The 15,384-nt window shown below is 72.6% G+C and carries 11 protein-coding genes; 3 read left to right on the top strand and 8 right to left on the bottom strand.

Annotated features, from left to right (window positions below; all coding sequences use genetic code 11):
• The first annotated feature begins 44 nt into the window (after positions 1-44).
• Together IEW13_RS07370 and IEW13_RS07365 are read left to right on the top strand one after the other, a co-directional pair.
• Positions 45-1,316: a hypothetical protein gene (locus tag IEW13_RS07370; protein ID WP_188550299.1), complete on the top strand. Its 1,272-nt coding sequence runs from the start codon at positions 45-47 to the stop codon at positions 1,314-1,316.
• Positions 1,280-2,266, top strand: coding sequence for an SIS domain-containing protein (locus IEW13_RS07365; protein WP_188550298.1), 987 nt, complete (start codon positions 1,280-1,282; stop codon positions 2,264-2,266). Before IEW13_RS07370 ends, IEW13_RS07365 begins: the two co-directional genes overlap by 37 nt.
• A 77-nt stretch (positions 2,267-2,343) precedes the next feature.
• Here IEW13_RS07365 and IEW13_RS07360 read toward each other — a convergent pair whose 3' ends face one another.
• From IEW13_RS07360 to IEW13_RS07325, 8 genes are all read right to left on the bottom strand, one after another.
• On the bottom strand, positions 2,344-3,114 hold the full coding sequence (locus IEW13_RS07360) for a hypothetical protein (RefSeq protein ID WP_188550297.1): 771 nt from the start codon (positions 3,112-3,114) through the stop codon (positions 2,344-2,346).
• Entirely contained in the window at positions 3,111-3,656 is a 546-nt protein-coding gene (locus IEW13_RS07355; protein ID WP_188550296.1) for a signal peptidase I, read from the bottom strand. Before IEW13_RS07355 ends, IEW13_RS07360 begins: the two co-directional genes overlap by 4 nt.
• The gene (locus IEW13_RS07350; protein ID WP_188550295.1) at positions 3,653-4,453 is read right to left on the bottom strand and encodes a hypothetical protein; all 801 of its coding nucleotides are present in this window, start codon (positions 4,451-4,453) and stop codon (positions 3,653-3,655) included. The genes IEW13_RS07355 and IEW13_RS07350 overlap by 4 nt, the downstream gene beginning before the upstream one ends.
• Before the next feature lie 198 nt (positions 4,454-4,651).
• Entirely contained in the window at positions 4,652-5,194 is a 543-nt protein-coding gene (locus tag IEW13_RS07345; protein ID WP_188550294.1) for an alternate-type signal peptide domain-containing protein, read from the bottom strand.
• 76 nt (positions 5,195-5,270) lie between these two features.
• The gene (locus IEW13_RS07340) at positions 5,271-6,878 is read right to left on the bottom strand and encodes a collagen-binding domain-containing protein (RefSeq protein ID WP_188550293.1); all 1,608 of its coding nucleotides are present in this window, start codon (positions 6,876-6,878) and stop codon (positions 5,271-5,273) included.
• Between the two features lie 180 nt (positions 6,879-7,058).
• Entirely contained in the window at positions 7,059-9,668 is a 2,610-nt protein-coding gene (locus tag IEW13_RS17365; protein WP_229744989.1) for a LuxR C-terminal-related transcriptional regulator, read from the bottom strand.
• On the bottom strand, positions 9,665-12,406 hold the full coding sequence (locus IEW13_RS07330) for a helix-turn-helix transcriptional regulator (RefSeq protein WP_188550292.1): 2,742 nt from the start codon (positions 12,404-12,406) through the stop codon (positions 9,665-9,667). The genes IEW13_RS17365 and IEW13_RS07330 overlap by 4 nt, the downstream gene beginning before the upstream one ends.
• A 406-nt stretch (positions 12,407-12,812) precedes the next feature.
• Positions 12,813-14,039 carry an ROK family transcriptional regulator gene (locus IEW13_RS07325; RefSeq protein WP_229744988.1) on the bottom strand — a complete coding sequence of 409 codons (1,227 nt, stop codon included), beginning with the start codon at positions 14,037-14,039 and terminating at the stop codon, positions 12,813-12,815.
• Positions 14,040-14,067: 28 nt separating this feature from the next.
• On the opposite strand from IEW13_RS07325, the gene IEW13_RS07320 reads away from it, so the two are divergent.
• Positions 14,068-15,243, top strand: coding sequence for an MFS transporter (locus IEW13_RS07320; RefSeq protein WP_188550291.1), 1,176 nt, complete (start codon positions 14,068-14,070; stop codon positions 15,241-15,243).
• Positions 15,244-15,384: the final 141 nt, after the last annotated feature.

Here is a 15,384-nt window from a genome sequence, read left to right as displayed (position 1 = left end):
GTCCTCTACGGGCGGCGAGGTCGTGACGCCGATAGTATGCGAATGTGACCCACGCCACCACTTCCCAGCCCGTGCTGCACGGCAGTTCCCCCTCCGTCGCGGGCGTCCGCCTGGAGGTCGTCGATGGACGCGTCACCGCGGGCGGCCGGCGGCCCCGTGCCGGTGACGGCCTCGCCCGCGAACTCGCCAGGAGGGTGGACCCGGCTGTGGGCGCCGCGGCGCCGGAGAACGCCATCGACGTGGATCAGACCCAGACCTCGGTGATCGTGGACGGCAGGTACGTCGTGAAGATCGCCGGCCACTGGGGCGCATGCGACCGCGCGACGGTGCTGTTGTCGCGCCTGGCCGATGCCGGCTGCCGCGACGTCCCCGCGCTGGCGGGGCAGGTGGGCTGGGAGCACCCGGTCCACGGCACCGGCACCCTCGCGCTGGTCAGCGAGTTCCTGCCCGGCACCACCGACGGCTGGACGTGGGCGGTCGATGAGCTGCTGGCCGCTCACCGGACCGGCGGCACCGATGGCGCTGGCGGTTCCGGTGGCGTTGCCGGCCCGGAACCGGCCTGGGCGGTGGAACTGGGCCGCGCGGTGGGACGCGTGCACGCGATCCTGGCCGGCCGCGGGTCCGCGGGTGCCGGCGCCCGGCCGGAGCCTGAGGATGCGCCGCTAGAGCGTCGCCGGCGAGCCGAACGGCTGCTGGCGGAGGCCACTCGTGACGACAACCGTGATGATGCTGGGGCGGACCCGGCGGCCGGTTCCGCCGCGGCGGCTCGCCTGCAGAACCGCGTGGGACCGCTCCGCGAGGCGCTGACCTCCCTGGCGGACCGGCCTCCAGGTCTGGCGTTCCCGCTGCACGGGGATCTGCACATCGGGCAGGTGCTGCGGGATCCCGCCGGCCGGATCGCGCTCATCGACTTCGACGGGGATCCGCAGCTGGACTCCGCCACGCGCTGGCGCGCCGAGCCCGCCGCCCGGGACGTGGCACATATGCTGGTCTCGCTCGACCTGGTCGCGGCCGTGGCGCAGAAGCGGCTCGGCCGGGCGGAGCCGTCGTTGTTCGCCCATGCCGAACGGGCCGGCCGGGGATTCCTGGCAGGTTACCGGGCGGCCCTGGGCCCGGACGCGGACTCGCTGCTGGACGAGGGGTCGCTGCCGGGCTTGAGAGCGGAACAGCTGCTGGCGGAAGTACGGTACGCCCAGCGGTTCCTCCCGCGCTGGCGCTACGCGCCGGACGCCGTCATCGCCCACCGCTACCCCAGCACCGCCGATCTTCCCGAGGAGCCATGGACACCACCGCCTTCCGCGCCGATCTCGACCTGATTCCGGACACCCTCGACGCCCTCGCCGTGGTGCTGCGGGACGGCCTGCCCGGCCTGGACGGGCTGCCCGGCGCGCTCCGGGTGTCCGTGCCGCCGGAACGACGGCGCGTCCTCGTGCTGGGCATGGGGTCGAGCGCCTATGCCGCGCACGTCGTGGCCCGCGCCGCCCGCGCCCAGGGAGTCCCGGTGACCGTGGAGCTGGCGAGCACCTCCGAGCTCCCGGCTCCGGCCGAGGATCTCGTGGTCGTCGCCGTCTCCGCGACCGGCGGCAGCGCGGAGGTGCTGGACGCCGTCGTCCGGTACCGCGGCACCGGACGGCTGGTGGCGGTGACCAACCGGCCCGATTCCGCCCTCGCCCAGGGAGCCGATGCGGTGGTGCCGCTGGGGGCGGGCACCGAGCAGAGCGGCATCGCCTGCCGCACCTTCCGCGCCACCCTGCCGGTGCTGGACGCGCTCCTGGCGGCGCTCACGCCGGTCACGCCGATGTTCTCGGCGCAGTCACTCCGGCGCGCCGCGGAGGCGTCCCGCCACCTCCTGGACGCCGATGCGGACTGGGTTCCGCCGCTCGCGGACCTGCTGGGCGGCCCGATAGGAGCCTGGGTGCTGGCGCCGGTGGAGCGGCTGTCCTCGGCCCAGCAGTCGGCGCTCATGATGCGAGAGGTGCCGCGCCGGCCGGCGTATGCCTCGGAGACCGGCGACTGGTCCCACGTCGACGTGTACCTGACCAAAACGCAGGACTACCGGGCGCTGGTCTTCGCCGGTTCGGCATGGGACGGGCCGGCGCTGGACTGGATGCGCCAGCGCGGCTCACGGTACGCGGTGGTGGGCGGCACGCTCCCCGGCGCGGAGCTGACCGTCGAGTTCCCCGGTCAGGAGGACCGCTCCGTCGCGCTGCTGACCGAGGTCCTGGCCGGTGAGCTGGTCGCCTGGCATTGGTTCCGGGAGGCGTGAGCGGTACGGCCTGAGGACCAGGACCGGTGCCGCGGCTGGCGCAGATGCGCTCAGCGGCGTCGCCGGGGCAGATGCACTCAGCGGCGTCGCCGGCGCACGACGGCGGACAGCACCGAGCCCGCCGCCAGGGCCAGGGCGGCCAGCGCCAGCAGCACGGGCAGGTCAACGCCGGTGAAGGGAAGCTCCCGGGGCAGCCGGACGGTCCCGGCCGCAACTGGGACATCGGCGTTGCCTCCGGTCGTGGCGGCGGCTCCCTCGCCTGCGGGTGCCGTCGGGCCCTCCCCGCCGCTGCCTGGCAGCAGCGCGTCCAGCGTCAGCCGCACGTCGAAGGCCACGGAAGGATGCTGGTCGCTGTTCCCGCCGGTGGAGTCGACCGGGAAGTCATAACGCACCGGGATGTCGGTCGTCTCTCCCGGTGTGAGCACCTGGCTGCGGACCACGGTTTCCCGGTGGTACAGCTCGACGGCGGGGATCCCGTTGATCCGCAGTTCCCGGTAGAACTCGTGGACGGCATCGGTGCTGAACCGGACCCCGACGATCTGCGCGGTCAGCTGCCCGGGCAGATCGCCCAGGTTCTCCACCCGGAGGATTCGCTCGTCGGCGTCGCCGGGAACCACGACGGCCGGCGGGAACGGCACCGTGGCCTCCTCGGCATGGAAACCGTCGTAGGTCAGGCCGATGTGCTGGACGGCGCTCTCGTCCGCGATGGCCGCGCCACCGGCGGCGGCTCCGGCAGATGCCGCAGCGCTGTCGTGCGGGGCGTTCCCGGTGGCCGCGACCGGGACCGCCCCGGTCAGCAGCGCCACCGCCAGCAGCACCGGAAGCAGAGTCGCGCCGAGTGCTCTCATGTCCCCGCCTTCGCGCGGCGCAGCCAGCGCAGCGCCGTGCCGGTCAGTCCTAGGATCAGCAGCGCCCCGCCGGCCCAGATCGCCAGGGTCCGGGCGCTGTCCCCGCGCATGGCCTCGGCCAGGAATCCGAGGGCGGGAAGGTCGTAGAGCACCTTCCCGGCGATCTGCTCGCCGCGGATCGGCTCATCCGCGGAGGAATTGGCGTCTCCCTGAGTGACCAGGGAGAGTTCCCCCGTGCCGTCGGTCTGGACGGCGATCACCCGGTGGGTCACCAGGGCCGGATCGTCCGGGTAGGGGTGGAAGCTGATGACATCGCCCAGCTGGATCTCCTCCGCGCCGGCGGGCACCACGACGATCATGTCCCCGGGCGAGTAGGTGGGCTCCATCGAGCCGCTGAGCACTGTCAGGGCGGTCCCGCCCAGCAGCCGCGGCACCAGCACGGCTGCCGCGACGACCGCCAGGAAGACCACCAGGACACTCCAGAGGACGGTATTGAGGAGGGTCCGCAGCAGGCTCCGGCCGTCGTCCTCCCGGGCTGTCATGAGCCCGTCCGCAGTTCGCCGCCTCGGCCGGCCAAGCCGCCGTCATCGGCATCGTCGTTCCGGAAGGTCCAGACCCGGAGGTCCACCCGCAGGACGGCCTCGCGTGCGCTGGCCGGCAGATCCAGGTCCCGGCTCCACTCGTCGGCGGCGGTCACGTCCGGGTCCCCGGCGAGGACGTCCTCGGACGTTCCTGTGACGGTCGTGTGCCGCCGGTGCGTGCCTGTCACGGGATCCTGTTCGACGGTGGCGATGACACACAGGTACCCGTGGCCGGTGTCCTCGCCGGAGGCCGGAACGAGGACCCGGTCGTCGCCGCGTCGCAGGGCGGTGCTCCCGGCGGGGATCTCGCCCAGCGCCGCCCCCGCCCCGCCGGGATGGCAGTCACCGGGCTGGTCGACCGCGATGAAACTCAGCGCGGCCGCTTCCAGCAGCGCCGGATCGCCCGTCACCCCAGTGCTCTCCACACGGTAGGCCAGGCCGCGGTTGCCCTCCGCCCGGCCCGTGACCGGGATCGCGACGGCCTGCGGCTGCCCTGCCCGGAGTCCGGTCAGGAGGTCCGCCGAGTACTCCTGCCCGAGCGTGCCCGGGAACGTCTCCAGAGTCTGACGCGACTCGTCCTCTCCCAGGGTGAACCGCGTCTGGCCGAGGGTGATCAGCCCGGACCATGCTGCGGTGTCGACCCACAGCGCGGAGGTGACGCCTCCGCCCGCCGCGAGGAGAAGAGCCGCGCCGATGAGCAGCCCGGCCACGGGCGCGGACCGGAACCGGCGCCTGCGTTCCGTACGCGTATGCTTCATCTCGGGTTTCCTCCTCTCGGTGGTACGGGGTTGCCACGCCCTGCGGTCCGCGGTCGCTGCGCCCCGTGATGCGCAGGTGATGGTCCTGGTCTCTTACGCCGGTGCCGTTCGGCACCTCTGCGGCACGACTCCTCCACGCTGGCGGTTGCTGCTCCCGGCGCGCCTTACGCGGGCGCCGCGTCTTCGGCGAACGCCGGCTCAGCGCACCTGGGTCAGGGTGATGGTGGTGCCGGCGATCGCGGCGGAAGCTTCGGTGGCGACGCGATCCGGGGTGTTCTCGTCGAACTGGAAGGTCACCTCGACGGTGTAGGTGCCGGCGTCGGCGGGAGTGATCTCAGTCTCGATGGCCTGCCCGGCCTCGGCGCTGCCGAGGCTGCGGCCCTGCGCATCGAGGAACTCGTAGGTCACGTCGAGGTGCTGCGCGAGGGCGCCGCCCGCGTCGGGGAGCTCGACCGCCGCCTGCGCCTTCAGGTTGTCACCCACCAGGACGACGTCGACGTCCTGGTCCAGGCGGAGGGTGTCACCGGGCACGGCGCGGAAGGAGTTCAGGTCGATGGTCTTATCAGTACCGGCGGAGATGTCGTACCACTGCGGCTGACCGGTGGTGACCTGCAGGTTTCCGGCGGTGATGATGCCGCCGTCGGCCTCGGCATCGTCGCTCCAGAGTGCGAACGTGCCGCCGGTCAGGGCGAGGGCGAGCAGGCCGGCTCCGGCGATGATTCCGGCGGTGGACTTGCGCATGTGTGTCTCCTTCTGGGGTTCGCCGGCGGCTTTGGGCAGCCGGCCGGTGGGTGCGGGATGGTGCATGAATCGGTGGTCAGGCGGCCCGGCCGCTGGAGGTGCAGATCATCCGCTCGCCCGGCCAGAGCCGGTCGGCGGGGCACGCGGGAGGTCCCGTGCCGGTATCGTCGGTCACCCGGATGCCGCCGATGGTGGTGGCACCGGTGTTGCTGACCGTGTAGGTCCAGGTGACGGTCCGGTCCGGGATGCGCTGCCCTTCGGTGATCTCCGTGTCCGCCGGGGGCAGGGAACCTGGTTCCTGGGCGGGCACGTCCCAGCCGCGCAGCTCGATCTGGAGGCGCTGATGGGCGTAGCGGAGAACGCAGTCGAGCGTCTGGCCCTCGGCGACCTCCACCTGCTGCCCGTGCACTGGGACCGGCCCGGCACCGTCCTCGCTGCAGGCGACGCCGGTGAGCACATAGTCGCCGGGCTCTCCGCTGCCGGAGGTGAGGCGGCCATCGAGCGCATATCCCCCGGGGGCGACGGCGAGCGTTCCCCCGCTGCCGGGCACCTCGCCACCGGAGCCCTCGGCGTGGAGCGTCCAGTCGGCCGGGGCCGCGGTGCCGGTCGTGCCGTTCTCGACCTCCGCGCGCAGGCGCAGCGTGGCCGGTTCGGGCTCGCGGCCGAGCGCCGGGGCGACGTGCTGGCGATGGTTGATGGTGCGGCCGCCCTCCATCGTGAAGGAATCGGCGATCAGCTGCCCGGTCAGGTTACTGCCCAGCCGGTAGGTCACGGCGGCCTGCGGTGCCAGGACGAGCCCGGAGAGCTCGGCGCCGCCTTCCAGGCTGAGCCGGTTCCAGCCGCTGAGGTTCCAGGTGACGTACGGCGAGAAGCCGGCGGCATCGCCGTTGAAGCGCAAGCCGCCGAGTACGTTGCCGGTGCCGGCGGGGTCGGTCACGTTGACGATCAGGGGCGCGGTCGCGCTGGGTTTCACGGTGCCGAAGTTGACCGCATGGTAGCCGGCGAGCTCCCGGGCGGTGACGGTCCAGACGTTGACGGTGTCCGGCTGCAGGGTCAGCTGCAGCTCGCCGCCGGCACGCGCCTGCACGGTGCCGGGCAGCTGCCCGAGCTGCGCCGCGGTGGCGATCGCATCGTCGAAGAACGCTGCCGGGTACAGGGCCGCGAACGCCTCGGAGTGGTAATCGGCAAGGGTCGCCGGCCTGGGGCTGACGCCCTGGACGAAGACGTGCGGACCGTTCGGATCGGTCCCGGAGAGCAGGCGGCCGTCGCGGACCTGGGTGTAACGGCTCATATCCGCGATGCCGGCGTATCCGGCGTTGGTGCGGAACACGGTGCCCGAAGACAGGTCGACGCGGCCGCCGGCCAGCAGCTGGGTGGGGCGGCCGTCGGCGGCGGGCACCGCGGTGCCGTCCGCGGGACGCCCCAGGTCGAAGGTGCCGAAGGAGATGGTGCCGCCGGCAGCGAGGCTGCCGTTGATCTGGCCTCCGGTGCCGAATCGCGCATCGCCGCGGACGACGACGGTGTGCGGCGGGGCGAGCGGGTCCGCCTGAGGGACGCCCTGGGCGGCGGCGGGGGCTGCCGGGAAGGGGAGCACGGCGGCGCTCAGAGCGGTCAGCAAGACCGCTCCGGCGGCGGCGAGACGGGCGCGGATGCCGGTCTCGGAGGGGTTCGTCCATGTGCTCACGTCAGTGACTGTACGAGTCGTCACCACTGCGTCACCTCAGGGTTGCCACCTCTTCACCGAATAGTCATATCAGTAGTTCCGCAACCCGCTGACGGCGTACTACGTGGTTTCACGCACGAGCCCGTAGACGGGTGAGGTTCATTACCCCGGAAAGTGTCGTACGGCACATCGCGGGGTGGTTCAGACCAGGCCGAGGTCCAGGAGCTCGATCCGGTTGGCGCAGCCGAACCGCCGCATCAGCCGGGAGAGAATGCCCTCGACCGTTCTGGCCGAGAGGTTCACCCGCCGCGCCACGGTGCCGGTGGATTCGCCGTCGCGCAGGGACGCCAGGATCAGTCGCTCGCGCTCCGACAGCGCGAGGTCCGCCATCAAGGTGTCCACGAGCAGGGACGGCTCGGCTTGGGCTGCCCGAGCCCGCAGCACCAGCCGGATCGCCTCGCGCTTGCCTCCCCTCAGCCGGTCCAGGTGCGGCCAGAGCCCGGCCACCAGCACGAGCGCGTAGCTGGAAGCGTCGCGTTCCTGCAACTGGGCGGCCGTTCGCAGCACCACGGCCGGATCGCGTGAGAGCCGGGCCTCGGCGAAGTCACGCGCGATCCCGGTTCTGCCGCGCCGGAACGGCGCCACCATCCGCACGAGTTCCCGTGCCGCGTACTCGCTTCCCCCGCGGGCGGCCACGACCAGGATCTCGAACCGTTCCATCACGCGGTCCTCCGCCTCCGCCCCGCGGGAGAGCTTCTCCAGCTCCGCGACCGTCGAGGGGTCCTCCGGGTCGCGGGCGAACAGCAGGATCGCCTGCCGGATGCCCTCGAGGTACGGCAGGCAGTTCGCCTCCGCCGCCCCCGCGGGAACGGCGTCTTCCGGCTCGTGTTCCCCCGTGGCACGGGCGGCTCCGGCGGCGACCGCCCACGCCAGGGGGCGAATACCGTACGGATCGCGAGGCTGCCGGGCGACATCGCTGGCCAGGCGCAGCGCCGTATGCGCGCGGTCCGCTTCCAGGGCCGCGGTGGCGGTGATGAGGTCCAGCACCGCCGACAGCGCATGGCTCTGCCGCAGCAGGCCGCCGGTCTGGAGTTGCATCATCCTTCCCGCGAATCCCGTTTCATCCGATTGCACGCTGAGCATCAGCAGCAGCACCAGGACCGGTTCGATGAACTCGGTGCCATCGGGTTCCCGCGTGCAGTCGTCCAGCAGGCTCTGCAGCAGGTGCCTGCCCCGCTTGGGATCAGCGCCGAAACCGAGTTCCGCGCCGACCCACAGCCGGGCCGTGAAGGCGGCCGTGGCGGTGCGGAAGCCGGCTTGCGGGAGCATCGCGGCCGCCGCGCGCGGACCGCGGTCATGCTGGAGCGCACGCATGATGCGCTCCAGACCGGGCACGCCGTCTCCGTCCAGATGAGGGTCGTCCCGTCCGGTGGATTCGGCCCAACGGACGCGAAGGAGACGCGCCAGCTCCATCCCCGGCCGCCGGTGGAACACGGCGATGCGCATGGCCAGGATGTAGGCCTGCCGCCAGTCCTCGTTAACGCCGGCTCGCAGACCGCGCAACAGTGCCAGCGCTTCCTCGACGTCGCCGTGGGCGTAGTGCGCGCGAGCGGCGAGCACCCGGACGCCGGGGTGGACGGCGAGGTGCGGCGCGGCCAGTTCGATCGCCACGGCGAAGCGGCCGCGGCGCAACGCCGTGCGCAATAGCCGCTGGGTCTCCTCTCCCGCGATGCCGCCTTCGGCGCGCAGACGCCAGCGTGCCGCGCCCAGCTCGGCATCGGGGCCGCCGGAGGACGGGTGCAGCGACGTTCCGACCGTGTACCAGCGGTGCGTGTCCTCGGCCGGGCCCACACGGTGCCGCAGCAGCGCCGCCAGCGCCGGACTGCGCAGCGTGTAGCTGCGCCTGGCGCTCGTGCCGTACGGGTCAAGGGTGATCAGCCGCTGCCGGCGGAGCCTGGCCAGGAAGCGTTCGCTCAGCAGCGCCGCCGCGTCGTGCTCCGGGATCGATCCTGCCAGCGCGATGGTGGTGAGACGGTCTCGCACATCGGCCCGGATGGCGCCGACGATCTCCGTCTCATAGGCCGCCAGGGCCGGGATGAGCCCGGATTCGTCCAGGCGCCACTCCCAGACCGCACCGGTCCGGTGCAGCACGCCCGCATCGTGGGCGGCCCGCAGCAGCCAGTGCATGAGAGCCCGGTGGCCGCCGCTGAGCGCGGCCACCCGGGCGGTGATGGCCGATGACGGATCGCCTCCGAGCAGGTCGCCCAGATGGCAGCGGATCTGCCCCGGTTCCAGGGCGCTCATCTCCTCGACGACGAGGGTACCGGCGCGCTGCTGCGCCGCCAGCGGCGCGGGCAGATCGCCCAGCACGGCCAGCAGGATGACGGCGAAGACTTTGCGGCGGGCGATGAGCTGGCTGATCAGCCGGGCGCTCTCCGCGTCCAGGGCCCCGACCTGATCCACCAGCAGGAGCGGGGCCCGACCTGCCGAAGCCGCCAGCCACTCGTCCAGGAGCACTGCGGCCGGACGGTCGTCGAAGGCCTCCAGCGCCATCCGGATCGCCAGGCCCGATTCGTTCTCCGCCCCCGGGAGGCCGCGCACGGTGAGCGCTCCCGGTTCGTCCAGCTGCGCGCACAGAGCGGTCGCTCCCCAGGTGGCCGGCAGCACCGCCACCACTCCCCGGCGCTCTGGCCGCAGATCGGCGATGCGTTCCACCAGGCCGGTGAAGACCGGCCCCAGGAAGGGCGCCGCCGGTGACGCCGCGCGAGGCGCTGGGGGCTCAGGCGCCTTCGGGATGCGGTCGACGCTCACGCGAGGAACTCCGCCCACAGTTCCTGCCGGCTTGCGATGCCCAGCTTCCGGTAGGCATGGCCCAGGTGCGTCTCGGCCGTGCGGCGGGAGATGCTCAGACGTTCGGCGATCGCGGCATTGGACAGGCCTCCGGCAGCGAGCTCGGCGACCTGGTATTCGCGTGCGGTCAGAACCGTGCGCAGGTCCTCCCGCCGGGGCGCACGCTCGGGCTCCGGCTCGGTCCCGCTCCGGAGCCACTCCTCCGCGGCCGGGCTGTTTCGCAGCAGCCGGTCCGCGGCGGGGCCCTGTTCGAGTCCGAGCGCGGCGAGGGTGAGTGCGAGCCCTCGCGGGTCGAGTGCCGGACGCTTCTCGATCAGCTCGCCCAGCGCCCGTTCCAGCGCGGGCCGGGGCGCACGGCCGGCACCGCCCGCTCGGAGATCGGCCAGGGCGGTGAGCGCCCTGACGAGATCATCGTCGGCGTCCGTTCCGGACAGCTCCTGGGCGAGCATCCGCAGCGCGTGCTCGGGGAGCTCGGCCATTCGCCGCACGGCCACGCATCGGAGGATGATGTGGTGCCCGCCAGGCGCCGGCGCGAAGTCCCGGCGGCTCCGGGTCAGCACCTCGGCGAGGTCCCCGGGAGGCGTCAGCAGCGCCTGGCCCAGCAGGAGCACGTGCCGCGCATAGGGATCGTAGGCGTCTGGCCGCATCTCCCGGACGCCCTGGACGGCCCTGCTTTCCGTGCCGTCGCCGGTGCATGAGGGATCCGGCGCGACGCCCGGCGCCGGTCGTTCGCCCAGCGCGGTGACGACCGCGGAGATTACCTCGAGGTGCGGCCGGATGTGCCTCTGCAGAGGGACGTGCGTGGACACCTGTGCCTGCAGCTGGGCCAGGCGCTCGGCCAGCGCCGGCACCGGAGTGCCGTTGACGAGGTCCACATAGAGACCGGCGGCTTCCATCGCGCACAGATCGGGCACGATGCGCTCGTCCGGGGTGGCGTACCACGGCACTGCGGACAACTCGTCCGGATGGATGCCGGCGGCCATGAGCGTGCCCTGGAGCACCGTGCGCAGCCAGAGCTGATCCAGCAGCGGCACGGCCTGCACGTCCCGGGGCGGTTGCGGCGGGACGGCCATGGCCTGCACCAGTTCCGCTGCGGCACGCGGGTCCCCGCCATAGGCACGCGCATGGGCCACCGCGGCCATGATGCGCAGCCGGGCAGCGGCGATGCCCGGCTCGTGCCCGGTTCCCGGTGGCGGCGGGGCGGGCGGGTCGTGCGCGGCCAGGACCTCCCCGGGTGGGAGGCTGACCCAGTCCCGCTGCACCTGCAGGGCGTACCGCCGGTAGGCGTCCGCCTCGGACGCCGGGGGCACGATGCCGTCGCGCTCCAGCGCCGCGAGCTGGGCGAAGGTGTCCTCGGCGGCGGCAATGTCGCCGAGCAGGACGATCTTGATCCGGGCGCTCAGCTCGAACGCCTCGCGGGTCTGCTGCCCGCAGACTGCGCGCAACGTCTCCAGCGCCGTGTACGGCCGGCCCGCGACCGCGGCCAGTTCGGCCCGCAGCAGGACGGCACGGTCATCGGCACCGGGCCCGTCGATCGCGTCGAGCATCGCCTCCGCGCGGGCCAGTACCCCGCGGTCGAGCCAACGACGTGCGGAGGCCAGCAGCTCTTCCCGGCTGCAGTCGATCCCCGCTTGGACGGCGGCGAACACGGAGCGATGGGCGGGATCGGAGTGGGACCGCCACTGCGCCTGACGGCCGACGGCCGACTCGTCCCAGCCGCGGATCGCCAGCTGAAGGAAGTAGGCCAGGGCCTGCGCCCGTAGCCTGACCCGTCCGCGCTCGATCGTGACGAGGCCGAGTTCCTCCGCCAGCAGCAGATTCGTCCCGCTAGCACGCGAGGACATCGCCTCGCCCGGTTCCAGTTCCCCGTGCAGCGCGACCAGATAACAGAACTCCACCAGATCCGAGCCCGCCTCCGCACGCAGGCGGGCGACGCTCTCCTTGGCGACGTATCCGTCCAGCAGGGCCGGCAGGCCGTTGAAGACGACATAACCGTCAACCGGCACGAGCCAGCGCTCCTCGAATCCGAGCCGCAGCATGTCGGCGACGAGCAAGGCGGAACCACCCGAGGTGTGCCGGAGGTACCGCGCCACGGGCTCCGAGGCAGGCACCCCGTACTCCTGCCGGGCCAGTTCGCTGACCTCGGAGGCCGTGAGTGGTGCCAGGATCAGTTCCAGCCCGCGGGCAGACTGCAGCACCTGGGCGAAGCGCAGGACGACCGCGCTGCTGGACGCCGTCAGCAGGACGCCGGCGCGCTGGGAGCGGATCAGCAGATCGATCACGGTCAGCGAAGGGGAGTCCAGCACATCGACGTTCTCCACCACGACGACCGGCGGCGCGCTCCCCCAGCTGCCGTGGAACGAAGCGAGAAGACCGGTGAAAGCGGCATAGGGATTGGGCCCGTTGCCGCGCCCGTCTTCCGGCGTCTCGTTCAGCAGGGACAGCCGGTGCTTGCCGGGCTCGGGCTCGGAGACCCCGGTCCGGTCCGGCGCCGGTCGCTGGTCCAGGACGATCATCTCCCGGTCCTCGAGCCCGGCCAGACCCAGCCGGAGGAAGCGGCTCTTGCCGGCGCCCATCGCGCCTCGGACCAGCACGACCGGAGCGGCGGTACTGCGGCAGTGGTCCTGCAGCGTCGTTCCGAGTTCGCCGCGGATGGGACGCTCACGCAGGCGGTAGGACACCCGCACTCCCTTCCGCACCGCCTTCCTGGTTCCCGCGCCACGGGCACAGCCGTGGTAGAGGACGATTCGAGGCTTGCCATCGAGCGGGTCCCCGGCCTGCGTGCGCGACCGTATAGAACCCTTTACCGGTAATGAGACACTGTCAGATACGCTCGCCTAGTTTCGGGCATCCGTCAAGAGCGCTCTTCTGCGAAAGTCTTGTGCGATCCGGGTTCGTATGATTGAACACGCCCCTGTATCGAACAGCTCCCCCGGTGGCCGCGATGGTGCCCAGTCTCGGGATCGCGAACCAGGGGGCCGCGGCATTCCCGTACTCGTCAGCAGGACCGGCGACGGTGCCCGGTGCCGTGCCCGGTCAGGCACGGCCCGCCTACCCGCCGACCGCCGGCGGGCCGCCCCGCCTCCACGCATGGAATTCCGTGGCTCAGCTGGCCGCGCCCCATCTCTCCAGCGCCTCCGGTCTCAGCAGATGATCGATCCCCAGGATGGCCGCACCGCGGACGGCGCCGTCATCGGCGTGACGGCTGTCCACCACCGCCGGGGGCTGGGCGCGATGCAGCTTCATCAGCCCCTCGCGGAACCCCTCCCGGAAGGCCAGCGGGGCCAGGGCCCGGATACGCGGGGCCAGGCCGGCCAGGGAAATCGTCTCCGGATCGTAAGCGTTGACCAGGGCGGCCACGCCCGCGCCGAGGTCGGCGGCCACCGCTGCCACCGCGTCCAGCTCCGCCCCGGTGCCCTTTTGCCCGGCCGCGGCCAGCACCTCCGCGGCGAAGCCGGCGGGGTCCTCCGGCCGGGACCGGCCGAGGTGGCGCGCCATCGCGCGGCCGTCCACCATCAGGTCCCAGCAGCCGCGCGCGCCGCACGGGCATTCCAGGGCCGGGTCGCCGAGTGGAAGATGACCGTATTCGCCCGCCGCGCCCGAGGCCCCCGCGATCGCGTCGCCGTTCACCACGAGTGTGCCACCCACGCCCACTTCCACGAGCAGATGCAGTGCGCAGCTGGTGTTCTTCAGCACGCCGGTGCGGGCTTCCGCCAGCCCGCTGAGGGTCGCGTCGTTACCGCCCAGCATCCCAATCTCGCTCCCGGCGTCCGTTGCCGGCATGAGGGGGCGGAGGTCACTGGCGCCCCAGCCACGGGTGGAGAACTGCGCGATGCGGGTACCCGTCACGGTTCCCGCGACGGTGACCGCGACGCAGCGCACCCGCCGGCCGTAACGCTCCGCCACCGCGCCGATGCTGGCGGCGAGCTCCGGCAGGATCTCTTCGAGGGACCGCGGTCCGTAGCTGCCCGAATCCAGCGGCACGGGTTCACCGCCCAGATCTGCAAGGGCGATCTCCCAGCTGGACGAACGCAGCGCCACCGTGCACACCAGCGGTCCTCGGTCGTGGGGGGACAGGACCGTCGTGGGCCGGCCCCGTCCGCTGGCAGGCGCACGCTCCTCCCGGATGAGTTCCATCTCCCGCAGTCTCCCGGCGGTCTCAGTCGCCGAGGCGCTGCTGATTCCCAGGCGCTCGCTCGCGGCCGCACGCGTGATTCCCGGCTCGGTGTGCAGCAGTCGCAGCATGTCGATCGCGGTCCGCCACCGGCTCTCGGCCGCGCGGCCGCCGGCGGCGTTGTCAGGGCTTTTCGTCCGGTAATATTCTCGGGGCACGAGTAAATTCTAATCCGGAGGCGGCGCGGTGGCTCATACAGGTGGTCTCGGCTCGGCGCGGACCGGGTTGCTGGTGCTGGCGGCCGCCGCGTTCGCTGCATTGACCACCGAGGTGGCTCCGGTGGGCCTGCTACTGGAGATCTCCCGTTCCTTCGGAGTGGAGGAGGCCCGCGTCGGCGTGCTGGTCAGCGCCTACGCCGTGATGGTGGCGATCCTCGCCATCCCGGTCACGATGGCCACCCGTCGTCTCCGGCGCAAGCCGCTCCTGATCGCCACCCTGGCCGGTTTCCTGCTGTGCAACGCACTCACCTTCCTGGCCCCGTCCTTCGGCGTGCTCGCGCTGGCGCGGATCCTCGGCGGCGCCACGCACGCGCTCTTCTTCTCGATCTGCATCGGTTATGCGGCCAGGCTCGCCCCGCCGGGCGCCACCGGCCGGGCCATGGCCCTCGTCTCCGTGGGCGTGTCCGCGGGACTGGTGCTCGGCGTGCCGGGCGTCAGCGCCATCGGCGCCGCGCTCGGCTGGCGCTGGTCCTTCGTGGCGCTGACGGCGCTGCTGGGCGTGGTGGTGGCGCTGGCGATGTTCGTGCTCCCCGACGTGCCCGCACCCCGGGCCGCAGGCGGTGGGGACCGGCGCCGCCGGCCGGCGCTGCTGCTGGTCGTCCTGGCCAACGGATTGACCTATCTGGGGCATTACGTGCTCTACACGTACATCAGCAGCCTGCTGGTCCGCTCCGGCGTGGGACCCGCCTGGGTGGGCGCCGCGCTGTTCGCTCTGGGCGCGACCAGCCTGCTCGGCATCCGGCTGGCGGCCCCTCACCTCGACCGCCGCCCGCGGGCCAGCGCTGCCGCCGTCCCGGCGGGCATGGCCGCAGGCATCGCGGTGATCGCCCTCGCGTATCCCGCACTCGTGCCGGTGTTCCTGGCCGCGATGCTGTGGAGCCTGGCCTTCGGACCAGCCGCCTCGGTCTACCAGTCGGCGGCGGTGCGCACCGGAAGCGCAGAACCGGAGACCGCCGGCGCCTGGGTGGTGGCGACCAGCAACGCCGGCATCGCGGGAGGCGCCGCGCTCGGCTCCATGGTGTTCGCCCAGAGCGGGATCACCATGCTCGCCGTCATCGCCGCAGTCCTGCTCGGCGCCTCCGCGCTGCTGACCGTCGTGGGCCGGAACTCGTTCCGTGACGTTCCCGCCCACGCGGGCTCCTGAGCGTGCAGCCCAGCACGGGCGGACCGGACCGTATCGGCCGGACGTGCCAAGTCACGAAGGCAGGCCAGGCCGGATGGACGTGCTGGCGGGCCGGGCGCGAGTACCGGCCGGACCGTAGGTGCTCGTCTCAGCGGCAAAACA

This window comes from Sediminivirga luteola (genome assembly GCF_014639315.1).
GTDB lineage: Bacteria > Actinomycetota > Actinomycetes > Actinomycetales > Brevibacteriaceae > Sediminivirga > Sediminivirga luteola.
This window is presented reverse-complemented; position numbering and strand designations above follow the sequence as displayed.

Coding starts and splice junctions, on each gene's coding strand:
- IEW13_RS07360 (WP_188550297.1), bottom strand. CDS start 3,114: ATGAGAGCACTCGGCGCGACTCTGCTTCCGGTGCTGCTGGCGGTGGCG.
- IEW13_RS07365 (WP_188550298.1), top strand. CDS start 1,280: ATGGACACCACCGCCTTCCGCGCCGATCTCGACCTGATTCCGGACACC.
- IEW13_RS07345 (WP_188550294.1), bottom strand. CDS start 5,194: ATGCGCAAGTCCACCGCCGGAATCATCGCCGGAGCCGGCCTGCTCGCC.
- IEW13_RS07350 (WP_188550295.1), bottom strand. CDS start 4,453: ATGAAGCATACGCGTACGGAACGCAGGCGCCGGTTCCGGTCCGCGCCC.
- IEW13_RS07355 (WP_188550296.1), bottom strand. CDS start 3,656: ATGACAGCCCGGGAGGACGACGGCCGGAGCCTGCTGCGGACCCTCCTC.